22 protein-coding genes are annotated in these 24,424 nt (G+C 55.8%); 11 read left to right on the top strand and 11 right to left on the bottom strand.

Annotated elements, in window-relative coordinates:
* Positions 1-17 precede the first annotated feature (17 nt).
* The 4 genes from sppA to EMQ_RS06165 form a co-directional block, all read right to left on the bottom strand.
* Positions 18-989 carry a signal peptide peptidase SppA gene (gene sppA, locus EMQ_RS06180; protein ID WP_010666495.1) on the bottom strand — a complete coding sequence of 324 codons (972 nt, stop codon included), beginning with the start codon at positions 987-989 and terminating at the stop codon, positions 18-20.
* Between the two features lie 104 nt (positions 990-1,093).
* Complete coding sequence (locus EMQ_RS06175; RefSeq protein ID WP_010666496.1) at positions 1,094-1,558, bottom strand: MucR family transcriptional regulator; 465 nt, start codon at positions 1,556-1,558, stop codon at positions 1,094-1,096.
* A gap of 755 nt (positions 1,559-2,313) precedes the next feature.
* The gene (locus EMQ_RS06170) at positions 2,314-2,457 is read right to left on the bottom strand and encodes a hypothetical protein (RefSeq protein ID WP_155877634.1); all 144 of its coding nucleotides are present in this window, start codon (positions 2,455-2,457) and stop codon (positions 2,314-2,316) included.
* A gap of 213 nt (positions 2,458-2,670) precedes the next feature.
* Entirely contained in the window at positions 2,671-5,967 is a 3,297-nt protein-coding gene (locus EMQ_RS06165; RefSeq protein ID WP_018308301.1) for an efflux RND transporter permease subunit, read from the bottom strand.
* 463 nt (positions 5,968-6,430) lie between these two features.
* Between EMQ_RS06165 and EMQ_RS06160 the strand changes: the two genes are divergently transcribed.
* Positions 6,431-7,030, top strand: coding sequence for an acyltransferase (locus EMQ_RS06160; protein ID WP_010667710.1), 600 nt, complete (start codon positions 6,431-6,433; stop codon positions 7,028-7,030).
* Here EMQ_RS06160 and EMQ_RS06155 read toward each other — a convergent pair.
* The 3 genes from EMQ_RS06155 to aat form a co-directional block, all read right to left on the bottom strand.
* Positions 7,003-7,608, bottom strand: coding sequence for a hypothetical protein (locus tag EMQ_RS06155; protein WP_018308302.1), 606 nt, complete (start codon positions 7,606-7,608; stop codon positions 7,003-7,005). The two genes, EMQ_RS06160 and EMQ_RS06155, sit on opposite strands and share 28 nt — an antisense overlap.
* A gap of 9 nt (positions 7,609-7,617) precedes the next feature.
* The gene (locus tag EMQ_RS06150) at positions 7,618-8,376 is read right to left on the bottom strand and encodes a hypothetical protein (protein WP_018308303.1); all 759 of its coding nucleotides are present in this window, start codon (positions 8,374-8,376) and stop codon (positions 7,618-7,620) included.
* A 62-nt stretch (positions 8,377-8,438) separates the two neighbouring features.
* On the bottom strand, positions 8,439-9,110 hold the full coding sequence (gene aat, locus EMQ_RS06145; RefSeq protein WP_010667707.1) for a leucyl/phenylalanyl-tRNA--protein transferase: 672 nt from the start codon (positions 9,108-9,110) through the stop codon (positions 8,439-8,441).
* Positions 9,111-9,394: 284 nt separating this feature from the next.
* Here aat and EMQ_RS06140 point away from each other — a divergent pair, with 284 nt between their 5' ends.
* Entirely contained in the window at positions 9,395-10,369 is a 975-nt protein-coding gene (locus EMQ_RS06140; RefSeq protein WP_010667325.1) for a 2-hydroxyacid dehydrogenase, read from the top strand.
* Between the two features lie 104 nt (positions 10,370-10,473).
* Here EMQ_RS06140 and EMQ_RS06135 read toward each other — a convergent pair whose 3' ends face one another.
* Positions 10,474-12,246, bottom strand: a complete 1,773-nt coding sequence (locus tag EMQ_RS06135) for a putative bifunctional diguanylate cyclase/phosphodiesterase (protein ID WP_010667324.1) — start codon at positions 12,244-12,246, stop codon at positions 10,474-10,476.
* Between the two features lie 637 nt (positions 12,247-12,883).
* On the opposite strand from EMQ_RS06135, the gene mntR reads away from it, so the two are divergent.
* Entirely contained in the window at positions 12,884-13,366 is a 483-nt protein-coding gene (gene mntR / locus EMQ_RS06130) for a manganese-binding transcriptional regulator MntR (RefSeq protein WP_026200168.1), read from the top strand.
* Between the two features lie 266 nt (positions 13,367-13,632).
* Here mntR and EMQ_RS06125 read toward each other — a convergent pair whose 3' ends face one another.
* Together EMQ_RS06125 and trxB are read right to left on the bottom strand one after the other, a co-directional pair.
* Complete coding sequence (locus EMQ_RS06125) at positions 13,633-14,517, bottom strand: LysR family transcriptional regulator (protein ID WP_010668528.1); 885 nt, start codon at positions 14,515-14,517, stop codon at positions 13,633-13,635.
* Positions 14,518-14,600: 83 nt separating this feature from the next.
* Entirely contained in the window at positions 14,601-15,563 is a 963-nt protein-coding gene (gene trxB, locus EMQ_RS06120; RefSeq protein ID WP_010668529.1) for a thioredoxin-disulfide reductase, read from the bottom strand.
* A 215-nt stretch (positions 15,564-15,778) separates the two neighbouring features.
* Between trxB and EMQ_RS06115 the strand changes: the two genes are divergently transcribed.
* The 7 genes from EMQ_RS06115 (at position 15,779) to gshB (ending at position 22,792) form a co-directional block, all read left to right on the top strand.
* Positions 15,779-16,279, top strand: a complete 501-nt coding sequence (locus EMQ_RS06115; RefSeq protein WP_010668531.1) for an Lrp/AsnC family transcriptional regulator — start codon at positions 15,779-15,781, stop codon at positions 16,277-16,279.
* Between the two features lie 35 nt (positions 16,280-16,314).
* A complete protein-coding gene (locus tag EMQ_RS06110) occupies positions 16,315-17,430 on the top strand; it encodes a glycosyltransferase (RefSeq protein WP_180952729.1) in 1,116 nt (371 codons plus the stop codon).
* A gap of 22 nt (positions 17,431-17,452) precedes the next feature.
* Positions 17,453-18,961, top strand: coding sequence for an ArnT family glycosyltransferase (locus EMQ_RS06105; RefSeq protein WP_010668533.1), 1,509 nt, complete (start codon positions 17,453-17,455; stop codon positions 18,959-18,961).
* An 83-nt stretch (positions 18,962-19,044) separates the two neighbouring features.
* Positions 19,045-20,283, top strand: a complete 1,239-nt coding sequence (locus EMQ_RS06100) for a flagellar motor protein MotB (protein ID WP_018308305.1) — start codon at positions 19,045-19,047, stop codon at positions 20,281-20,283.
* A 52-nt stretch (positions 20,284-20,335) separates the two neighbouring features.
* Positions 20,336-21,202: a flagellar motor stator protein MotA gene (gene motA / locus EMQ_RS06095; RefSeq protein ID WP_010666247.1), complete on the top strand. Its 867-nt coding sequence runs from the start codon at positions 20,336-20,338 to the stop codon at positions 21,200-21,202.
* 25 nt (positions 21,203-21,227) lie between these two features.
* Positions 21,228-21,743 (top strand): transcription elongation factor GreB, encoded by a 516-nt coding sequence (gene greB / locus EMQ_RS06090; RefSeq protein ID WP_010666248.1) that lies wholly within the window; start codon positions 21,228-21,230, stop codon positions 21,741-21,743.
* Between the two features lie 68 nt (positions 21,744-21,811).
* Positions 21,812-22,792: a glutathione synthase gene (gshB, locus tag EMQ_RS06085; RefSeq protein WP_010666249.1), complete on the top strand. Its 981-nt coding sequence runs from the start codon at positions 21,812-21,814 to the stop codon at positions 22,790-22,792.
* Positions 22,793-22,988: 196 nt separating this feature from the next.
* Here gshB and EMQ_RS06080 read toward each other — a convergent pair whose 3' ends face one another.
* On the bottom strand, positions 22,989-23,135 hold the full coding sequence (locus tag EMQ_RS06080; RefSeq protein ID WP_010666250.1) for a hypothetical protein: 147 nt from the start codon (positions 23,133-23,135) through the stop codon (positions 22,989-22,991).
* A 391-nt stretch (positions 23,136-23,526) separates the two neighbouring features.
* Between EMQ_RS06080 and EMQ_RS06075 the strand changes: the two genes are divergently transcribed.
* Positions 23,527-24,273, top strand: a complete 747-nt coding sequence (locus EMQ_RS06075) for a class I SAM-dependent methyltransferase (RefSeq protein ID WP_010666251.1) — start codon at positions 23,527-23,529, stop codon at positions 24,271-24,273.
* Positions 24,274-24,424: the final 151 nt, after the last annotated feature.

Here is a 24,424-nt window from a genome sequence, read left to right as displayed (position 1 = left end):
CGCCTCCCCGCCGAAAGCTAAGGTTTCCAGATCGAAACTGCGCCGTCAATAGCTGCACGCGTTTGAGGCAAAAAAATGTCTGCATCAAGGCCGAGCCATGACATGACCCGCCCTCCAAACCAGCCAAAGATACGTCGTTTCAGACTGAACGTTTTGCGTTCTTCACCAATCGTCACGATTTTTGGTTCACCGGACAGGCCAGCGGCTTTGCTTAACCAGTTTCGAGCGTCTTCCTGACCACCAATATTGTCGATCAGCCCCACTTTCAGGGCCTGCTCGCCTGTATAGGGGCGACCATCGGCAAGAGAGCGTACCTTTTCTTCAGGCATATGGCGCCCTGTGACGACCATGGTGACAAACTGGTCGTAAAGATTGCTCACAACGCCCTGAAGCATGGCATGACCTTCAGGAGAAATCGGTTTTGTGAGGGAGGGCTGCCCCTTGAGCGGTCCGGACACCAGTTCCTGCACATTGACGCCGATCTTGTTGAGTACTCCCGAGAATTCGGGTGCTTCCATCAGGACGCCGATAGAGCCGGTCAATGTGCTTCGTTCGGCAAAAATACGTTTGGACGGAAGCGCAATCATGTACCCAGCGGATGCGCCCATACCCCGCATGGTAGCGACGACGGGTTTGTCGTGAGCAAACCGCTCCACAGCGTCGTGTAATTCTTCACCGCCGGTTACAGCCCCGCCGGGACTGTCAATATCGAGGAGTAGTCCTTTGACGTTTTTGTCTTTGTCTGCGTCAGCAAGGGCTTTTGTCCAGCGCGAGACATCCGAGCCGATCATGCCGTAAACTTTTAACTGTACAAGGTGAGGCGTATTTATGCTGCCGCCACTATAGAAGCTGTCGCTTCTGGATTGTTGACCATAACGGCCCGCAATCATGATCGACACGGCAACAGCTGCGATCGCGCCAATCCGCCAGCGACGCAGTCTCCGCTTCTGGACAGAGTACGCCACAGTCTCGTCAACGCCTGAACTCATTACAGTTTATTCCAGCACAACACTAAAGGCTCATGGAAAACCGTTTCCATGAAGAAATCATCGGCACAACATCAATGAGGGAAGTCATGCCGATGTGACAGGCTTTACTGAGCCTTGCGGCCACGACGGCGCGGCGCAGTGTCATCGTTCTCGGAAGAAGCGCTGGTAGCGCTGATCTTGCGACCCAGACCGATTTCACGGGCAAGCGTTGAACGACGCTCGGCATAGTTGGGAGCAACCATGGGATAGTCTGTCGGCAGGCCCCAGCGCTCACGATACTGCTCAGGCGTCATGCCGTAAGCACTCTGTAGATGCCGTTTCAGCATTTTCAGTTTTTTACCATCTTCCAGGCAGACAATGTAGTCCGGGAAGACGGACCGTTTCACCGGAACCGCAGGCTGTAGTTTCTCGGGCTCAGGAGCAGTCTGTCCGGCTGTCTCGAGAGCCGTGAAGACGTCACGGATCAAAGCGGGAAGTGTCTCTGCGGAGGCAGAGTTGTTTGAAACATGAGCAGAAACGATTTGCGCTGTCAGTTCGAGCAGAGGGGAAGAGGGTTTATTTTCAGACATAAAAAAAACTCCGTTACACTTTTAAACAATTCAGCGCACATTTACAGAAAATTGGGTGGAACCTGTTTGGCTCTATCTGTTGAAATAATGAAGTATGCTTCGTGGTGCAAGACCTCCATGATATATTATGTTCAATAATTTCTTTGGACGAGGATAAAAGTGACAAAACTCCATGTTTCCCTGAATGGATATGAAAAAACAGCGCAAACTATTTCTTGAAAAGGTAGAAAAGAAAGACATGGAAAATGAAGAATGGTTCGGATTTTTCTAACGTTACCTGAAGATTTCTAAATTTTAGTTAAATATATGATTATGCGTAACGACAGGCTGTAAATCTGGAAATCCATCTTGTTGTTTTTTCGTGAATATCTGTAACAGTTTCGATTTTTTTAAGATTGGTTTTTGGAACGGGACGTCTGTCGAGGCTCAGTTGATCTCTATTCGTGGAAAAAGATAACCAGCCATAGTTATGTTTAGGAATATATATTTATTTAGAATGATATATTTTTATAGTGTATGATATATTTCATCGTTGGGAAGCAAAACAAACAGGATAGAATGCCCGAAACAGGTTTCGGGCAATGTAGTATCTTGGACTACTTGAATTTTTTCCACAGAAAACCGGCAATCCCGGCTACGATCATTACACCAACAATTTTCTTCAGGCCGCAGCAGCCCTTCTTTGCCGGAGCGCATCCGTCTGTCTTGCAGCAATTTTTGGCCATCGAACCATTCCCTGAAACGTCTGTTGTAAACTATGCGACATCGACCATAGATACTCGTAAATACAGTCGATGTCGTAAATCTAGCATGTCTGCTAAAAAAGCAATACCAGCACCGGCATGACTGTTTTGTAATGATGGTCTATCAGGAATATCTTCCAGAGAAATGATGGTCATTCTGTAATTTTCCCGAAAAAAGACGCGCACATATTACACTGTAGGAAGAGGCTCAAGAGAACCTTCTTTTAAATAATGGTGTGTAGCCAGAGGGTGTTATGGGTGACATTTTTATAGTTTTTTTAAAAAGAGTGGTTCGAAAAATGTCTGATTTACAGAAGTATGCATGTACCAATTTTTACGAAAAATCTATGGAATTCGTGAGCCAGTATATTAATTCCATGCATACCTTTTAAATGTTCTTTGCAGGAGCGAAAGCGGGATTTTCGTCCATTTTCCAATTGCGATCATCAGTAAATAGACCGCAGGCGTGGAATAAAGGGTGAGGAGTTGACTCATGGCCAGTCCACCCACGACGGCAATACCCAGTGGACGGCGTAATTCCGCACCGTAACCATTGCCGAAAATAAGAGGAAGTGCCCCTAATGCTGCCGCCAGCGTGGTCATCAAAATGGGGCGGAAACGGGTCGCGCAGGCTGCACGAATGGCATCTGCAGGCTCCATACTCTGTTGCCGTTCCGCATGCAGTGCAAAATCGATCATCAGGATTGCGTTTTTCTTGACGATGCCGACGAGCAGGATCACCCCGATCATGGCGATCAGCGAAAAGGATTGTCCAGACAGCCATAACGCCACTACAGCCCCGACGGCAGCGGAGGGGAGTGTGGATAGGATGGTCAGGGGGTGAATATAACTTTCGTAGAGAATCCCCAGAGTGACATACATGGTGACGAGAGCAGCAAGGAATACGAGAAGCTCATTTACTAGCGCTTTCTTGAAGTCTCCTGCGCGACCGGTGAAGCTTCCGCGAATGGTGTCCGGCATGTGAATGGCGTTACTGACCCGTTTTATTTCTGCTTCTGCATCCGTCAGTCCTTTTCCCGTCGGAAGATTGAACGAGATCGAACCGGAGACAAAGTTGTCTTCGTGGCTGACCTGTAGGGAGGTGGGGCGCGTCACGAGATCAGCCACCGAGACCAGTGGCACCATGGTCTCAGCTGAAGATGAGACCGCTGAACCATTGGAGGCCCCTGCGCCGCCAGCCAGTCGATTGGCAATCTGGTTTCGGAAAGACAGACGGCTCAACGCCGCTTCTCTGGAATCCGTTGAGCGCGGAACACGGATCGAGTTCGAAATAGTGCCGCCACCCGCTGTTCCGCCTGCTGTTGAAACCCACAGCGTTTTCAACATTTCGGGATTTTCCCGATACAACCGGTCGGCTTCCATCACGACATAATAGGTCGTCAGCGACGTGGAGATATTCGAGGCGGTGCGCTGACCGAACGCATCAAACAGGGCGTTGCCGATCAACTGCGGTGTAATCAGATAACGTGCGGCAACGTCGCGGCGAATGTCCACATGCAATGAAGAGCCATTATTGTGGATGTTGGTGCTGACATCGGAAATGACCGTGCTGTGTCGCAGGGCTTCGCTAAGACGGGGCACCCATGTTGTCAGATCGTCCGCGACGTCGCTTCGGAAAACATAGGTGTAATTTCCCGTCTGCTGACGCGAGCCTCCACCGTTCACATCGCCCGAGTTGGAAATATGCGCGTCGAGTCCCGCAATGTTTGCGACATGTGACTGTATTCTTGCGGCTATGGTTTCTGGTGTGTCGTGTCGTGTGGATTTGTCCGTAAGGGAGGCGAATGCTGCCGATTCATTGGCAGCGTCGTCTCCCGTAAATGCCACCACGGATGTCACTTCCGGATCCTGCATCATCGTGCTCACGACACGTTGGGTCTTGTCGGAAACGGCCTGAAACGAACTGGTCTGATCCGTGCTCAGATAGGCTGAAACCAGAGCGATGTCTTCCGGTGGCAGAATTGTCTTCGGCATGAAAACAACGACGGCGACCGTGACCGCAAGACTGAGGGGCAGCGAAGCCAGCACCAGCCAACGATGACGAAGCGCGACGTCGAGTGACCGCATGTAAACGTGCAGCATGCCGTTCAGGATAATTTCAACGCCATCGAATACCTGATGCATCCGACGAGACCATCCGGTGTGGCCGATGGTCGTTTCGCCGTGATGCACTTCAAGCAGGTAGGCGCACATCATGGGCGTCAGGGAGAGAGACAGGAAAAGCGAAATGGTGACTGCTGTCGTCAGCGTCATCGCAAATTCGAAAAAGATCTTTCCGGGAATTCCGGACAGCAGAAGCAGAGGCAGAAAGACCGCGATCAGCGAGATGGTGATCGACACCACGGTAAAGCCGATTTCGCGCGAGCCGAGCAGGGACGCGTCCATACGGTCCATGCCGTCTTCCATATGGCGAGCGATGTTTTCGACAACGACAATCGCATCATCCACCACAAATCCTGTGGCGATGGTCAGCGCCATGAGCGAGAGCGTATCCAGCGAGAAGTGCAGCAGGTGCATCACGGCGAGGGAACCGGCCAGTGAAACGGGCACCGTGACAGCTGGGATCAGGGTCGAGCGCCATGAGCGGAGGAACGCCAGCACCACGATCACGACGAGTACGACCGAAATCAGAAGCGTGAGTTGGGTATCCATCAGGGCCGCGCGGATTGACCGGGACATGTCGTCGGCCAAAGTCAGTTTGACGTCTCCCGGAAGCGCGCTCTGGATCCGGGGAGCATGCGCCCGGATGGCGTCGGTGACGTCAATGACGTTGGCACCGGGTTGCGCCCGGATGATCGCCATGACGGCCGGCTTGCCATTGAACCAGGCGGCCTCACGTTCATTCTGCGGACCGTCATGGACTGTCGCCACACTGGAGAGACGCACCGGACGGTCATTGCGATAGCCGATAATCAGATCACGATACTGCTCGGCTTTCCGGGCCTGATCGTTGGTGGTCAGCATCACGCGCTGCGTGCCGATATCCAGATAGCCTTTGGGAGTGTTGGCGTTGGCAGACGCCAGAGCGGAACGGATGTCCTCGAACCCGATGCCGTAATGGTAGAGCAGGTATGGATTCATCTCGACGCGCACGGCGGGTTTGGCGGCACCTTCCGGTTGCACCCATCCGACGCCGTGAATGCCGGCCAACTGTGGGAGCAGTCTGGTTTCCGACAGATCACGCAGTTCGGTGAGGGGCCGTGTGTCGGACGTCAGCACCGCCACCATGATCGGATTGTCGGAAGGATTGGCTTTATAATATTGCGGCGTTTCGATCAGCGTGTTCGGCATGTCCTGACGCGCCGCCTGCAGAGCGGCCTGCACGTCACGCGCGGCGCCATCCACATTCCGGTTGTCATCGAAGAACAGCAGGATGAAGGATGACCGGTCCGTGGTGTCGGAGGTCATCTGTGTCAGCCCGGCAATACTTCCAAGGCGACGTTCCAGGGGCGTCGTTACGGCACTGGCCATCTGCTGCGGTGAACTGCCCTGCTGGCTGGCGATGACATAAATAACGGGAACAGAGATATCCGGCAGATCGGCGACCGGCATGACGCGATAGGACAGCAGCCCGGCGAACACCATCGCCAGAGACAGGAGAATGGTTGCGACAGGACGACGGATGAAGAAGGCGCACAGATTCACCGGCGGCCTCTCCGGATCATGATCCTTTGCTTCGGAACAGTGCTTCCGTAGGAACGACCGGATTCAGGAGAGGTATCCTGTCCGCCGTCATGAGTGGCCATCTATAAGAGGCCTGACATCTCTGATCATTATACTCAAGAAGCTGGTGTGCTGACAGATTAAGGCCCCTCTGTAACGGTGGACATCCGCTTTGAAAAGGCGATCTTCATTTATGCGTGCAGGTTGGGAAGTGTCCGGGAGCGGTGAGATTTTGTTTTGTGGTGTTTTAACAATAGTGACGATTAATAATAAAAAATATACAAAATAAAAAATAATAAATCTAAAAATATAAACAAAAATATTTTTATAAATATAGTTTTTAATTATGAAATTGTTTTCGATGTTCTTTTGTGTAATGCATATTTCAGAGTGGATTGCAGGTGAGCGGCGACTTTGCCTGTGGCATTAAACAGTGAAGTCTCTGATGACCCTCCCTGACAATATCTTCACACGCCATCTGTGCAGGCTCTGTCTTGCCGGTATCGGGAGTGAACTGATCCCGGCTTTCCTGCGTACCCGTCTGTTGAACACGCTGGGCGCCAGTCTTGAACCCTCAGCCTGTATCTGGCCGGGCTGTCATCTGCGTTCGACCAACATTACGATGGGCCGGGAAAGCTTCATCAATGTCGGTTTCTTTTTCGATGGCGCGGCCCGACTGACGATTGGCAACAATGTCCGGGTCGGACAATTCCTTTCGGTCGTCACTGCTACACATGACGTCGGTCCAGCTGAACAGCGTTGTACTATTGAGGCAGTGCTGGGTGATGTCGTCATTGAAGACGGATGCTGGATCGGTCTGAATGTCACCATTCTGCCCGGCGTTACCATTGCCAAAGGCTGTGTGATCGGAGCGGGATCTCTGGTGACGAAAAGCACCGAGCCGAACGGTCTCTATATCGGCTCACCGGCCCGGAGATTACGTGAGCTGCCACCCGGAAAGCCGGAGAAGGGAAAAGGCCGGACAGCGGAGCGTGTGCCGTCGCCTTTCCCGTCCACTCAACGGGCTGGGGCGACTGCGGAATAACTCTCGGGAATGACGAAAAGTGTGTCGGGCTGCGGTGTCCGCTCAACGGAGAGCGCCCTGACCAGAATGCGTCCCTGCTGCTCCACCTGAAGCAGGATGCCGTCCTCTGTGTAACAGGCGTCGCTTTCATGTCCGTCCTGATCAGCCGTGCGCCAGACGGTGCAGAGCTGACCGCTGACCATGTCGGTCCCAAGTTTCCTGAATGAACCCGGCGGCACCTGTCCCGGCAGGGTAAGCGTCGCACCGGGTGCGGGCATGACACTTCGCCGGTGGCCCAGCGTGTCCACGACGGTCAGTGTGTGATCGCGCCATGACGTCACCATATAGACAGCCGAATTTTCAGGATCGATCCGCTGCCGCAGGGAGGTGGCCTGCCAGTGCATGTCCTGATGCACGGGCAGAGGGCTTTGCGGCGACACCATTTCATAATGCACGCTCACATCCACGGAAGGCGTGACATAAGGTCCGTTTGCGGAGGGAGCAGCCTCCTCTGCAAGGACAGGGCTGCCGGAAAGCAGGACACCCAGAGGCAATGTCAGCAACATGTACGAAATGCGTCGCGCTATCGGGTTTTTCATGACGCTGCCTCAGGGCTGCCCGGCGGTATCCGGCGTGACAGATGGTGCCGGAGCCGGTGTCGTGGCAGCGTCTCCAGCAGGTGAGGACCCTGCTCCGCCTAAAGGTCCGGTTGAAAGAGCCGGCGCGCCAGCTCCCTGACCGGCGACGCGATGCTGATGGACTTCCTGATAGTCGGAAGGAGCAGCAAAGGCGGAAGCCGGGATGGTTTCGTAGGACACGGACTCTGCGGACAGATGTCCTTTGGCGCCATCCGCATCGACACCGTTTTCAGCCAGAATCAGGCCGTCTGTCGTCACACAGGCGGTGGCGTCGCCATGCCCGGAAGCAACGCCCCATTCCGTGCAGGGAATGCCTGCAACAGTGCGGTTGCCGTGGCGGGTAAACTGCATGGAGACATCGAGCAGGAACGGATTTCTCACACTGCCGCGCTGTTCAAGCTGGGTGAAGACCCGCTGTTTGTGCAGCAGGATCGTCACGGTCTGGGCGGTGCGGTTGAGGATGGTGGACGCCGAGCCATCGGGGGCGTCGATCCGCATTCTCGCACCTTCCGCAGTGAACCACACCTTGACCTGCTGCGGCTGCGGCGCGCCATCCGGCTGCACGCTGTAGGTGATGACGGCGTCTTTCAGCGGGGTGAGGGGCGGGTGATCACCGTCTGCAGCCAGCGCAGTGCCCTGCATCAGACCCGCGGTCAGCGTCAGCGCGAGACATCGTCCCAACACGCCAGCTTTGTTTCCTGCATCAGACTTTCCGGTGACCTGTCGCATACGTCGAACAGTCCTCATTTCATGAACATTCCTGCGGACAGCACCCCATCTGCATCAGTCAGTCAACCACCCGCGAGACGGGTCTCTTCGCGTATCTGCCGGATTTCGGTGGCAATTTCGGTGGTCGAGAGAGGTGTCCAGCGCTGTTCGGACCGCACAGCCTTCCGGAGACGGGTCTTGTAGTCGCTCGCGTCAATCTCGACGCCACCGAACTGCGAGAGGTGAGTCGTGCCGAACTGGGTGTCCAGAAGGTCAAAACCGAGAAGGCGCAGGCGCGCAACCAGATGCACCAGCGCGACCTTGGAGGCGTCAGTCTCCCGGCTGAACATGCTTTCACCAAAAAAAGCGCTTCCCAGCGCGACGCCGTACAGGCCGCCGACCATCTCGCCGTCGTGCCATGTTTCGATACTGTGGCCATAACCCATCTCGTGCAGACGGCAGAACAGGCTGATGATCGTTTCGCTGATCCATGTCGTTTCACGTCCCGGTGCAGGAGCGGCGCAGGCCCGCATGACGCCTTCAAAATCGCGGTCGGTCGTCACGGTGAAGCGGTCGCTCAGCGCGGTCCGGCACAGGCGTTTGGGAAGATGAAAGCCGTAGAGCGGCATGACACCGCGTGGATCAGGGTCATACCAGTCGATCGTATCAGGATTCTCGCTATTCCCCATGGGAAACAGCCCGACGGAGTAGGCTCCAAGCATCAGCTCCGGCGTCAGTTCGAGCTGGTCGTTCATGCCGATCCTTCTTTCCGTTTCATGCAGGGAGTTTCCGCCAGAACCAGTGCGGCAGGAACGTTCTGCGCCGTTCTGTCTGGACGACTCTCACCCAGTCGGATGATGATATGTGACAAAGAAATTCTACGTAAGGAAATAGGTTCGGCTTCTGTCGGCTAAAGGAACGCCTGACATCATCTCGGCACCGCTTTATCACGAAACTGACAGCCCCTTGTCGTGTTCCCCTTACTCGCTTCATGATCCGGACCTGTTTAACGTCCGCCACTCAGTCTACGGAGTTTGTCATGTCCTCCTCTCGCACCCGTATCGTCCGCAGCGTTCGCCTGCCTGAAGCTGTGGAGGCGCGGATTGCTCAGGAATTCGATGCGCCTCCTCCTCCGCAGACGCCGCTGGATACGGCTGCCCTGTTCAAACTGGCGGAGGAGACGCAGGCGGAAGCTATGCTGGTGACGCATCATGCCGCGATCAAGGGTGACGCTGTCGCTAAAATTCCGGCCTCCGTGCGTCTGGTTGCGACCGTCAGTGTCGGGCTCGACCATCTGGATGTAAAAGCCATCCGTGCGCGTGGTATTGCTGTTTCCAATACGCCTGATGTGCTGACCGAGTGCAATGCAGACCTTGCCCTGCTTCTTATACTGGCTGCCGCACGACGTGCGGCGGAATTTACGGCGCTGGTCCGCAAGGGCTGGGGCCGTGATCTGGCCATGGATGAAATGCTGGGCATGCGGATCAGCGGCAAGACGCTCGGCATTGTCGGCATGGGACGGATCGGGCAGGCCGTTGCACGAAGGGCGCGGGGTTTCGGAATGACGGTGCTGTATAACAACCGGCGACGTCTGGCTCCTGAGCTGGAGCACGGTGCGTCCTGGGTGGAAAATCTTGAGGACATGCTGCCTCGCTGTCAGATCATCACCCTGCATCTTCCCGGCAGCGACGAGACGGATGGCATGGTGGATCAGGCCTTCCTGTCCCGGCTGCCAAAGGGAGCGATCTTTGTGAATGCGGCGCGGGGACGTCTTGTGAATGAGGATGCCCTGATCGAGGCGCTGCGGAGCGGGCAACTTGCCGGGGCGGGGCTCGATGTCTGCCGGAATGAGCCGCACCCTGACCCGCGACTGCTGGAGCTTCCCAACCTGTTCATGATGTCGCATGTGGGAAGTGCCACGGTCGAGACGCGGACAGAGATGGGGATGCTGGCATTGGATAATGTCGCTGCGATGGCTGCTGGCAAACCGCTCGTGTCGCCCGTGGAGGCTTGAGCGCCTGCCTGCTTATGTCTGAGAACCTGTTCCTTCGGGCTTGGTTGCTGTGAGGGAGAGCCTGTAACCAGAACAAGTGACTGGTTACAGGTTGTGCGGCGCTGTCAGGTGGATCCGGTGAGCATGTCATTCCGGCTGGACCGACGGAAATTATCCAGAATCCTTCCCGCATTTTCCACGGCGTCAGGCAACGCCGTTACAGGTACCGGCATGGCGAAAAGATATCCCTGACAGGCGGTGCAGCCCAGATCATTCAGGATGCGCAGCTGTTCGACGGTTTCAACACCTTCGGCGATAGTCGCCATGTCGATGCTGCGTGCCAGACGGATCAGGCCAGAAGTGATTTTCAGATCACGGGCGCTTTGATCGATGTTTTTAATGAAGCTGCGATCGATCTTGATATGGGTCAGCGGCAGTTCACGCAGATGACTGATCGCTGCGTAGCCGGTGCCGAAATCATCGAATGCAATCTTGAAACCATGCCGGGAAAGTCTGAATATTTCGCGCCTTACCCGGTCCGATCGTGTTGCGCCAAGGAAAATGGTTTCCGTGATTTCGACCTTGATCTTTTCGCGTGGTACACCTGCGGCTGCAGTCAGATCACAGAACTCCTGTGTCAGCCCATCCGTTCCGAAATCTGCCATGCTGACATTCAGCGTGACATTACCGGTGTAATCACCCGTCTCGATCCATTTGGCGAGATCACGTATGACGGACCGTCTGACGAATTTGCCGATCGCCAGGCCGGTGCGGAAATCACTAAAGACTTCCGGGAATGAAACCGGGGTGAGAAGACCAAGCTCCGGATGATGCCAGCGCAGGAGCGCTTCGCAGGCAGTGACGCGGCCAAGGGCCAAGTTGATGATGGGCTGGTAGTACATTTCCAGCTCACCGCGCTCAACGGCGAAGTGAATCTGGCTCATCAGCAGCTGATGATTTTTGGCCTTGAGGCCCATGCCCGGTGTAAAAGCGACGACACTCTGGCCACCGCGCTGCTTCGCCTGAAGCAAGGCGATATCCGCGTCTTTCATAAACTGCTGACCGGATAGCGTCGTGCTGTCGAGAAATGTGTAGCCGATACTGGCCGATACGGAGACGCAGGTCTCTTCAAGGGCGATGGGCGCTTCAATATCGACGAGCAGATGCTGGAGGTGATGCTCCACGCAGGCGTCTGCTTTGGACATATCCATGATGATGGCGAACTCATCACCGCCCAAACGACCGATGATTGCATCGGAGCCGGCAAAAGTCCTGAGCCGCAGCGCGACTTCAATCAGCACCTTATCGCCGGAGTCATGGCCATAGATATCATTGACTTCCTTGAAACCGTCGAGATCAATCCGCACCATCAGACGGGTTTCATGTGTCTCCATCGTCTGTTCGAGCGTTGCTGCCAGCCCTTCGGAGAAACCAATGCGATTCAGTGCATTTACCAGAGGATCCTGCCGGACAAGGTGCTTCATCCTGTTCCGGGCTTCGATCAGAGGCGTGACATCGAAGCGGTAGGCAACGTAGGAGAGGATTTTTCCGTGTTCGTCTTTGCGGGGGATGATGGTGGTGGCAACCCAGTACAGCGACCCGTCTTTCGCCCGGTTGCAGATCTTTCCTCGCCAGATCTTCCCTGTCCTGATCGTTGCATACAGATGCCGGAAAAAATCCTGGCTATGATAGCCGGAGTTCAGGATTCTGTGGGTATGGCCAAGCAGTTCATGCTTGGAATACCCGCTGATCTGACAGAAACGTTCGTTGACGTGCGTGATGACCCCATTGACGTCCGTAATGGCAACAATGAGTACTTCGTCGATTGCCGACCAGAGAAATCGGATGTTTTGTTCTGCCGGATCGCTGTCAGGAATACGAACGGATTGCTCTTTCATAGCAATGTCTATCCCTTTTGGTACTTGGTCGGGCTTTATGACTCATACTGGTTAAGTATCTGTAACGCACAAACCTCCAGAGCCTGGATTGACTAAGCGTTGCCATGTGCAGGAAGGGGGTGGCGATATCCCGTATTGGCTTTCTGCGTCAACCTTGATGGCAGACTTTTCAAATAAGGGTGGCATGCGAAAAATATACAAGAGATATGGATTGAATAATATCTGATGGAAGGAGTGTGGTGCTTGATCTCACGGTCAAATTCCGCAAGCGGTAAAAAAAGAAAATGTCTTTCGAAGCACATCGGGATAATGAAGAGAGGAATACAATATATATTGTGATATTCTCTTCAATTTTGGAATATTTTTTATTTATTTATAATGATTTATATTTGATAAGTAATATTTATGTTGCATAGAGTTTATTTTGTTTCATTTGTATCAGGTATGTTTAAATAATTTCCATAAATCTGGGACGTGGTGATAATGAAACGATGTTGCTTGATGGGATGGATTACAAAATCGTCTTGTGGTGCGATATGGAGCTGCAATAGAGGCAATGGCCGTTGCAACGAAAACTGGATCAAACTCCGGGAATGATCTATTCTTAACGGAATAATTGTCCGGGAAAGTCCTGATCTTGAAGTCGCCGCACATACTGAAATCACCTCCCTCCCTGCCGGACCCGGACGCGCAGTCAGAGAGCTTCCGGGCGAACCGGGAGGCGCGGCGCAAGGTTCTGGTGGAAGATTATGTGGAGCTGATTTCTGACCTTCTGGAAGAATCCCGGGAGGCGCGGCAGGTCGATATCGCGGCGCGTCTGGGCGTGTCGCAACCAACCGTAGCCAAAATGCTGGCGCGGCTGGTGGCTGACGGTTTTGTCGTCCAGAAACCCTATCGCGGTGTGTTTCTCACTGAGGCCGGACAGAAAGTGGCGGAAGAGGCGAGGGGCCGACACAAGATTGTCGAGGCATTTCTGCGTGCGCTCGGTGTAAGTGAGGAAAGCGTTCTGGTCGATGCCGAAGGGATCGAGCATTATGTGGGCGATGAAACCCTTGCGGCCTTCAAGAGAGCCATTGATGGTGGATTACACGACTTCATCAAGAGCCTGACAACGCGATAATCGCTGGTATTTTCCCATATTATTCATGAAAGTCTCAACTCCATGACCATGCTGATCGCCTGTTTTGTCTGTTGGGTCATGTGCGCTGTGATTTCGTACTGTTTTCCGCATTACGCGCCAACTGGAGAAACGATCGCCATCTGCCTCGTGCCCGTAGGTCTGTTCGCCGGTGTTGTTACGGCACTCGGGAAGCCGTAATCCGGACAGAAAAAAGGCGGACACCATGATAGTGCCCGCCTGAAAACATACGAAACTGAAAGCAGCTATCAGGATCGCAGTCCCAGTTCGCTGGTCAGGAAATCGCGGAAGACCGCAACACGCTTCGAACTGCGCAATTCTTCCGGATAGACGAAGAATGCTTCCACCTTGGGCGGCTCGACGTTCGGAAGCACCTTGATCAGATCAGGATATTCCGCAACGGCGTAGCCTGGGACCGAACCAATGCCGAGACCGGCGGAAATGGCGTCCGCCATGGCGACCACGCTGTTGACTTCCAGCCGTGCCGTCCGTCGTGCGCCTTCTGGCATTCCGGCTTCCAGCAACCAGTTCACATGCGGAACCGGAGGGTGGTAGCCACCGAACGCGACGAGACTGTGGTTGGCCAGATCCTCGAGTGAGGAGGGCTGGCCAAACTGCTCGATATAGCGCGGGGAGGCGAAGACAGAGAGCGGGAAGTCCGCGAGGTGCCTCTGGATGAGGTCCGGCTGGCGTGGCGCGTGCATGCGCACCGCGACATCGGCTTCACGCATACCCAGATCGAGGTCATTGTCCTCAAGGATCAGCGTGATGGAAATGTCGGAATTCTGCGCCATGAAACGATGCAGTCGCGGCATCAGCCAGCAGCTGCCAAATCCTGTCGTCGTGGTGACGCGCAGACGTCCGGCTGCCTTTTCCTTGCTTTCCGTCAGCAGGGTTTGCGTCATTTCCAGTTTGGAGAAGACTTCCCTGACAGTCTGATTCAGCGTCTCACCCTGTTCGGTCAGGATAAGGCCACGGGCGTGACGATGAAAAAGAGGTACCTGGAGAACATCCTCCAGGGCTGAAATCTGACGCGAAACAGCAGACTGGCTGAGGTTGAGTACATCACCCACATGGGTAAAGGACCCGGCTTCCGCAACAGCGTGGAATATCCTGAGTTTGTCCCAGTCCACCCCGATCTCCCTTGTCTGGTTTGAGGTACAGTCCTGACCCGATGTACCTACATGGTTTTTGGTGAAGGAAATACTTCAGACGGTCAAGTATTCCATGTTGATTCCGAAACGAGTCCACCCAGATGCCGTTCGGCGTCCAAGGCGGCCATGCAACCTGTCCCGGCCGCCGTGACGGCCTGACGATAGATCTTGTCCTGCACATCGCCCGCGGCAAAGACGCCCGGCACCGATGTCCGCGTCGTCCCTGCTTCGGTCATGATGTAACCTTCCGCATCCAGCATAAGCTGGTCGTGGAAAAGTTTCGTGTTCGGAGCATGACCTATGGCAATGAACACGCCTTCAACGTCCAGCGTGCTCAGGGTTTCATTCAGCGTGTTAAGCAGTTTCACGCCGGTGACGGTCGGCGGGGTACCTGCGCTGAGAATGTCGGCCACAACCGAATTCCACACGACAGAAATTTTCGGATTGGCTTCCAGCCGGTCCTGAAGAATCTTTTCAGCCCGAAGCGAATCGCGCCGATGGATCAGCGTGACGTGCGATGCGTGATGCGTCAGATAGAGGGCTTCCTCGACCGCCGTGTTGCCGCCGCCGACAACCGCGACCTTCTTGCCGCGGAAGAAGAAGCCGTCACAGGTGGCGCAGGCGGAAACTCCCGCACCCTGAAGAGCTTTTTCGGAAGGGATGCCCAACCACTTTGCCTGCGCGCCGGTCGCGATGATCACGCTGCGGGCAAGATAGACGTCGCCGCCGTCAAGTGTGATGCGGAAAGGTGAGCCGCTCCGGAAATCCACTTCCGTGACAAGATCATGAACAATCTGCGTGCCGACATGTTCGGCCTGCGCCGCCATCTGCTCCATCAGCCACGGTCCCTGAATCGCGCTGGCGAAACCGGGATAGTTCTCTACGTCTGTGGTGATCATCAGCTGACCGCCGGGCTGCATGCCAGCGACGAGAACGGGCTTGAGATTCGCACGGGCCGCGTAAATGGCTGCGGTGTAACCGGCCGGTCCGGCGCCAATGATCAGGAGATCGGTGGTTATTGTCATGTTCTACGACGCCTTTCGCTCTCGTCCTGTCATCTGGCACGGTCTGGAAGGAAGGTGCCTTGCGTCTCCATTCGCGGAGCTGATTGTGGAGCGATATGGTCCTGTTTTTCGCTCGGGGCAAGCTTTGGCGGACAGGTTTTGATGCATTACTGGCAGATGTCAGAGGGCTTTGGACAGATGACAGGGTTCGTCCTATATGCACGCGAGGTCGCGGGATGGAGAGACTGGTGACGGAAGCGGAACTCGATGCGGTGGATCGGCTGATCATTGCCGAACTGCAGGCGGACGGACGCATGACGAATGTGGAGCTGGCCCGTCGGGTGGGCATTTCCGCGCCTCCCTGCCTTCGGCGTGTGCGTCGTCTGGAAGAGATTGGTGTCATCAGGGGCTACCATGCTGACGTGGACGCCAATGCGCTGGGCTGGCCCATCACGCTGTTCGCCCTGATCGGTCTCGACAGTCAGAAGGAAACAGTTCTGTCACAGTTTGAGGCGATGGTGTCGTCGTGGCCGGAAGCGCTGGAGTGCCACATGATGCGGGGCAGCACCGACTTTCTTGTCCGGCTGGTTGCCCGGAACACGACGCAGGAGAATGAAATGACCCGCCGCCTGACAGAGGCTCCCCACGTGGTGCGTGTGCAGACCCTGCAGACAATCCGCACAACTCTCTCACGTTTTCCGTCGCCGGAAGGGGTGGGAGATGGAAAGCTTCCGTGACCACGCTCGTCATACGGGACCGGATTTCACAAACGATCGATTTTCCCGCTGAAGACAGGCCTGCCGGAAGTCCCGATATCACGGTGGTGGTGCCCTGTTATTGCGAGGCAGCGAACGTCCGGCCTCTGGTCGAGGCGCTGACGCGGGCTCTGGCCGGGCGGGATTGGGAAGTCGTTTTTGTCGACGACAATTCGCCTGACGGCACGATCGAGGCGGTCAGGGAGGTGGCCCGCAGCAACTGGCGCGTGCGGGGGATTTCCCGCATTGGACGGCGCGGGCTGTCCACGGCGGTGATCGAAGGCGCACTGTCTTCGTCCGCGACCTATATCGCCGTCATGGATGGTGACCTCCAGCATGACGAAACCCGTCTCGGCATTATGCTCGATGCTCTTGCGAGCGGACGGTGCGATATTGCCATTGGAAGCCGTCATGTCGAAGGCGGTGACAATAGCGGTCTGGCCAATGCGTGGCGGCATGCCCTTTCAAACGGCGGCATAACGCTGGCGCAGATGATTCTGCCGGTCAGGGTGGGCGATCCGATGAGCGGGTTTTTTGCCCTGCGGCGGGATCTGTTCGTGCGGACGGCGCCCCGCCTGTCAGGCGCGGGATTCAAGATCCTGATGGATCTGATTCTTTCCGCGCCAATCAAGGTTCGCGTGGAGGAGATTCCCTGCACGTTCAAGCCGCGTCTTGCAGGAGAGAGCAAGCTCGACGTGCTGGTCATGCTCCAGTTCCTCGGACTGATGCTCGACAAGCTGTTTCATGGCTGGCTACCGATTCGCTTTCTGGTTTTTGCGTTTGTCGGCCTGGTCGGCGTGATCGTGAATATCGCCATCATGAATGTGCTGCGCCTGTCCGGTGTGGATTTCCCGATCGCACAGACGGGCGGCACCTTCGTCGCCATGCTGGTTAATTTCTGGCTGGACAACACGCTGACCTACCGTGACCGCAGACTGAAAGGCACCCGTCTGTACGGTGGCCTTTTCCTGTTTCTGGTCGTGTGCTCCGCAGGCGCATGGGCGAATATCGGTATCGCGCAGCTCTTCCACGATGACGGTCAGACGTTCGACAAGGCAAGCGCAACGGGTGCCGTGATTGGCGTCGTGTGGAACTATGCTGTGTCCTCGACGCTGATCTGGCGCAGGAAGTGAGGCTTTCGCCCGGAGTGTTGCGGTGAAGCTGTATTCTGCGCGGAAGACGTTTCCCCGTCTTTCGGACGCTATTCTGGCCCATCCGTTCATCAGTCTGGGCGTGCTTACGGTTCTGCGTCTGATTCTGGCAACCTGCCTGCCGGTTACGCCTGACGAAGCTTATTACTGGACGTGGTCGCACGACCTTCAGGCCAGTTACCTCGATCATCCTCCGATGGTGGCGTGGTGGATCTGGATCGGAACAGCGCTCTTCGGCGATACGGGGTTCGGTATCAGGTTCACCGCACCACTCGCTACTGCTCTCGGCACAATTCTGACGGTTCTTGCCTGTCGGGATTTTCAGGTCGCCCTGTTGCGGGACAGACCTCTTGCACCGGTGATAAACCCCTGGATCGTCGGTGTGCTGCTCAATGCCACGCTGGCGCTCGGGGTGGGCGCGACCGTCATGACGCCGGACACGCCGCTGCTCTTTTTCATGGCCCTGTTTCTCTGGGCTTCCGGGCGACTGGTGCGAACGGGAGATCTGCGCTGGTGGCTGTTGCTTGGCGTCAGCGCGGGTCTCGGATTTGACAGTAAATACACCATGGTCCTGCCGGTGGCCGGTCTGGGTTTGTGGTGTCTGCTGTCATTGCGGCGACTGAAACAGCTTCTCACGGTTTGGCCCTGGTTGGGGGCAGTAATCGGTGTGTGTCTAACATTTCCGGTTGTCTGGTGGAATGCCACCCATGGCTGGGCCAGCTTTATCCGGCAGGGGGGGCGCACGGGCGACTGGCAACCCTCGCGCGCGCCCGGATATCTTGGTGAACTGATCGGTGGCCAGATTGGATTGCTGACGCCGGGCATCTTTCTGCTGTCCGTGGTGGCGTTGATCGCTGCATTTCGCAGGCGCTCGGATGTAGATCGCTTGCTGCTGTGTCTGACCTGTGTGCCGGCAGCGGTTTTCCTCCAACACGCTCTGGGAGACCGGGTGCAGGCGAACTGGCCCGTTCTGATTTACCCGGCTCTGGTGTGTCTGATCGTCATGCAGGGAGACCGACGCTGGAAAATCGCTGCCGGACTGGGATACGCCCTATGGGGGCTCCTGTTATGCCAGGCGACGACCGGATTTCTGCCTCTGAACAGACATTTTGACGTCGCCCTACGACAGGGTGGCGGTTGGACCATATTCGCCGAAAATGTCGCGCAACAGTCTGAGGGCGCTGCTTTCATCGCTTCTGATGAATACGCTCTGGCATCGGAACTGGCTTTTCATCTCCCCGGCCGCATTGTGCTGGGTGCCGAGCCGCGCTGGATGCTGTTTGATCTGCCAGCATGGTCCTGCAAGGAGGGCTGGGGATTATTGATCCGAAACGGACGCCGGTCCTTCCCGCAAGGCAGTCCCTGGGCTGCCCTTGGTAAACCCGCCGGCATGATCGTACGGTCGCGTGATGGGCGTGAGGCGGAGCGATATAATCTGTACCGGGTCGCTTGCCCGATTCCGGCTCTTCCTGCGTCGTGGTTGAGGAAACTTCCAGCCGCATCGCATAGCTAGGGCGGAAAGACCACGACATCACCCTTTTGTTAAGCGTGTTTTAAGCCCCTTCCGCCAGCATGGCCAGACGGTTGGAGAGGCAGATGCCACGTAAGGACGGGGACAACAAAGCGCGAATCATCGTCGTCAAACGCGGCGGCGGAGGCGGTGCAGGCCATCATGGCGGTGCCTGGAAGATCGCCTATGCAGATTTCGTGACCGCCATGATGGCGTTCTTTCTTGTTATGTGGCTGATCAACGCCACCACGGAACAACGTCGTCGCGGTATTGCCAATTTCTTCAATCCCATGGCGACCACGGGTGATGCGGCTGCGCAGACGCCTAGCGGTCCGGGGAAATCTTCCTCCGTCGTGCAGGGAGATGCGGATAATGCGGGCCATGCGACCGGATCTGATATGTCCGGAGAGCAGGCAGCCCAGCAGATGGCGATGTCCCAGAAAATGCAGATTTCTCAGACCGAGAAAAACGCCATTCTTCCGCCCGGCATGGTCAGTGACGCCAAAAAAACCAAGGAAACTGAGCTGGGTGGAGTAGGCTCCGGCGTTTCCATCATAGTTGGTAAGGAAACCTCCGGCGCGGGAAATGATGTCCGTTCGCGCGGTGTTTTCGCAGTGCCCAATCCGGCCTTCCCAGATCGCAGTATCGGCAAGGTGACGTCGATCACACCAGCTCTTCCCCGGATCGTGCCGATAGGTGGTGAGAAGAGCGGGGCGACAACCTCTCTTGGTGACGGCGGAAATTCCGCTGCCGAGAAGGAAGAGGCTGATCTTCAGCAGGACAGAAAGCAGATTGAGCAGGCGCTGGCGCAGGACCCGGATGCAGCCCAGCTGAAGTCACAGATTTCGGTCGATGTGCTTCCGGTTGGGCTGCGCATCCAGCTTGCGGAGAGCAATCACAACCCGATGTTCGATACGGGATCGGCTCGTCTGAATGAACGGGCGACGCATCTGCTGCAACTGATTGCACCGTATCTGACAGCCATGCCGCAGAACCTGTCCATCTACGGTTACACGGACGGTGCTCTCTACAAGAAAAAGGGCGCTTCCAACTGGACGTTGTCTGCGGCCCGGGCGGACTCTGCCCGCGAGGTTCTGTCTGCTGCAGGTTTCCCTGAACAGCGACTGGCTGAAGTCGTGGGGCGCGCTGCGCACGATCTGGCTGATCCGGATGATCCGGCCGCAGCTGTGAACCGTCGCGTGGTTCTCGTGCTGCATCGGGACCATGAGGTGAAACTGCCGGATGACACGTCTGCTCAGGCGGGAAGCGGTGAACAGTCGGCTCCCGCTGCGAATGCGGCGCCCCAGTCACCAAAAGCACAGTGAAGATGACATGGCGCGGCAAGATTATCCGTGCCTTCAGACGAGGATAGACTAGATGTTGTTAATCGGTGGGCTGGTGTTTCTGCTGGTCTGTGTGTTCGGATCCTTTGCAGCATCAGGCGGTGCAATCGGACCGCTGATCAAGTCCATGCCATTTGAGCTGATCACGATTCTTGGTGCCGGCATCGGCACGTTCGCCATGGCCAATTCGATGTCGGATATGAAGCATGTGCCGGGCGCTCTGAAGACAGCGATCAAGGGGCCGGCTTTTGGTCGTCAGGATTATATTGATCTGCTGGGACTGCTGTTTTTCTTTGCGCGGCTGGCTCAGACACAGGGTGTCATGGCGCTTGAGCCGCATATTGAAACACCCATGGAGAGCACGGCCTTTGCCGCCTATCCCAAGATCAGGGACAATGATCGAGTCCGCAATCTGATCTGCGATTATCTGCGCATGATCAGCATGAACATGGACGACGCCTTCCAGTTTGACGAAGTGATGTCCCGTGAACTGACAAAGAATCTCAAGGAAGACACGCATGTGGCACACGGTCTGCAGACGCTGGCTGATGCTCTGCCTGCACTCGGTATCGTGGCGGCCGTGCTCGGCGTCATCAAGACCATGGGTTCCATCAGTAAGCCGCCTGAGGTTCTCGGTGAAATGATTGCCGGCGCGCTTGTCGGCACCTTTCTTGGGGTGCTGCTGGCTTATGGCATGGTTGGCCCGCTGGCTGGCCGCATTCAGAGTGTTGTGGAAGAAGACGCCCGTTATTATGACCTGATCCGTGCCGTGCTTGTCGCTTACCTGCAGGGTAATCCTGCACAGGTGAGCGTCGAGATCGGTCGGAAAGACATTCCTATGCATCTGATGCCGAGTTTCCAGGAGATCGATACTGCGATCAGCGAACTCTCCATCGGATAAGACCGATGAACAGGGTTGAGACCGCGTGGCGCAAAACGACAAGACTGACCGGAACGGAGACCTGGCTCGTTATGTGACGCCAGACGGCCTACGTGTGATGCGGGAGGAACTCTCGCATCTCATGCGTGTCGAGCGGCCGTCTGTTGTGGAAATCGTTTCATGGGCCGCCGGGAACGGCGATCGTTCTGAAAACGGCGATTATATTTACGGCAAGAAGCGACTGCGTGAGATCGATCGCCGCATCCGCTTTCTGACGAAGCGGGTGGAAACCGCCATAGAAGTCGATCCCGCTCAGCAGACCCGGCGTGACCGGGTGTTTTTCGGTGCGACGGTAATCTATGTCGATGAGAATGACCGGGAAACGACGGTCACCATTGTCGGAGCGGATGAGGCCGTGTCTGAAAAACACGAAATCACCCTGCTGGCGCCTGTCTCGCGAGCCCTTCTCGGTCGCGCTGTGGGCGATGAGATCACGCTGCATACCCCACGGGGTGCGGAACTGATCGAAATCCTGTCCATTACCTATCCTGCTCTCCCATAACTTCCGAAGCGTTTTGCTTGCGAAGGGAAGTGCTTTAAGAGTTTCGCTCTGAAAAGGAGTTTGGACTGATGCGTTCTGGGCTTGATGTTGCTGTGCAGATGGACCCTCTCGAGGGGGTCGATATCAATGGTGATTCAACATTCGCCATGATGCTGGAAGCTCAGGCCCGGGGATATCGCCTGTTCGTCTACGGCGTGGAGTCTCTGGCGCTGCTTGAGGGCGGGCAGGGAACAAAGACCCGTCTGACTGCCTCGGTACGGCCTGTCACCGTACGGCGTGAAAAAGGCAATCACGCGACGTTCGGAGAAGCGAAACGGACCGATCTGTCGGAAATGGATGTGATCCTCATGCGGCAGGACCCGCCGTTTGACATGGCCTACATTACTGCGACGCATCTGCTCGAGCACGTGCATGGTGTTGGTCCGGGCAAGGCGCTGGTCGTCAACGATCCACGCTCTGTGCGGGATTCGCCGGAAAAGCTGCTTGTCACACATTACCCTGAGCTTATGCCGCCGACGCTGGTGACATGGGATGTCGGTGAAATCCGCGCTTTCCGACAGAAGTGGAAAGACATCATCGTCAAGCCGTTGTTCGGTAATGGCGGCAGTGGCGTCTTCCGTATTCGTGAAGATGATCAGAACCTCAACGCCCTGCTTGAGATGCATTTTGCCCGCTCCCGTGAGCCTCTCATGATCCAGCGTTATGAAGCGGCAGTGCGGAAGGGCGACAAGCGGATCATCCTTGCTGATGGTAAGCCCATAGGCGCGATCAACCGCGTTCCTGCGGAAGGGGAGGCGCGGTCCAACATGCATGTTGGGGGTGTGGCGCAGCGTGTGGACCTGACACCCCGCGATATCGAAATCTGCAACGCCATTGGCCCGATGCTGAAAGAACGTGGACTGATCTTTGTGGGGATCGACGTGATCGGTGACTGGCTGACAGAAATCAATGTGACATCGCCGACAGGGCTACAGGAACTGGAGCGGTTTGATGGCATCAATCCAGCAGGACTGTTGTGGGATTGCATCGAAAGCCGTCTGTCCGCCTGACAGAAGCGCTTCCTGTCTCAAAGGATTCTGTGTTCAGACGTAAAAACTGAGCATGGAAATGTTTTGTAAAATATTGGATCGAGGAATGCTTTGATGCTGCGCAGCAGTCAAGTCGGTCATGGACATAAGGCACCGACTGAGACGCATCTGATTGCGGAAGTAAAAGACTGTTGCCGGAGTGAAAGATGGCAGAGTCTCAGGAGTTGTTCTCTTCCTTGTTGACCTTACGAAAACGCTGCAGATCGAGCGTATTGTCGAGCCACCGGTAAATGGGGGTGCGCCAGTAAAATATGAGCATTATGGACCAGATCACTATTGAGGCGAGGATAAGGAAAATATTCAACTCTTCTCTCCGGTAACATCATGCATTGCCATCGGCTGCGCTGCAGCCTGTATGACATGGGCAGGAATGTCTTTGGCACGATAACATTAAGAGAAAGAGGCCTTTGTAAAAAGGGTGTTCGAAACAATGCTGAACTGTGGCTGGAATCCGGAAGCACATTTTTCTGTCGGTGTGCGGGTCGGGCAGCATTAGGCAGAATATGGCTGTCTATCTGAAAAAAATATTTTTGTAACGGGACGAAAAGAGGACTGTGCCCGACATCTTTCTTCCGTGGGCTTGGTCGTTTCCGTCTCGTGTGGCAATGTGCCGCGACAATACTGAGCACGACCGTGTTTTTACGATGCCCTGGTCGTGTCTCAATGTTCAACCATTGGGCAGCAGATAGGGCGTAATGAGCGAAGTCTTGCAGGATGTCCGCAGTGAAGCAGCGGAAGGCGTCTCCCATAAAGAGGAGAATCACGGGCCTCGTGTAGCGCTGGATGCAGATGCTGTCAGGGCTGCATACCGGCGCTGGGCCGGTGTCTATGACACCGTGTTCGGTGGTATTTCCGCCTTCGGGCGCAAAAGAGCCGTTGCAGCGGTGAATCGCCTGCCGGGCTCCCGCGTGCTGGAAGTCGGGGTCGGTACAGGCCTCGCCCTGCCGCATTACACGGCGAGCAAGCGTATTACCGGTATCGACCTGTCGTCCGATATGCTGGCCCGCGCGCGTGAACGTGTGCGCCGTGACCATCTCAGCAATGTTGACGCCCTGCTGGAGATGGACGCCGAGGATACGCGCTTCGCTGATGATTCGTTCGATATCGCCGTAGCGATGTTCGTGGCGTCGGTGGTGCCTCATCCCCGCAAATTGCTGGCCGAGCTGAAGCGCGTGGTTCGTCCCGGCGGTTATATCCTGTTCGTGAATCACTTCCTCGCCCCAACCGGTGTGCGTGGCGTGATCGAACGTGGCATGGCCCGTGCGTCCCACTCTCTCGGCTGGCATCCTGATTTCGCCATGGAAGCCCTTCTGCCTCCAGAAGATCTGGCACGGGCCCGGATTGAACCCGTTCCTCCGGCAGGATTGTTTACGCTGGTAACGCTGGAGCATGAAGTAACGCCTGCCGAAGCGTCGAAAACCCAGGAAAAAGTTGTCGCCTGACTGGATGCGCGCCTGAACCGAGGCGCGCTGGAAGCAGGTCTGCGTGCTGCGCGGCGGGTAACAGAGCGCTTTTGATCGACGGGAATTTCCGTTAGTCTGATCCGGTTTACTGCGTGGATGGTCAGTTTGCCTGACCGTCACGAACCAGGAT

It is taken from the genome of Acetobacter aceti NBRC 14818 (assembly GCF_000193495.2).
Classification (GTDB): domain Bacteria; phylum Pseudomonadota; class Alphaproteobacteria; order Acetobacterales; family Acetobacteraceae; genus Acetobacter; species Acetobacter aceti.
Note: the sequence above shows the minus strand (reverse complement) of the source record. Positions and strands in the feature narration are given on the sequence as shown.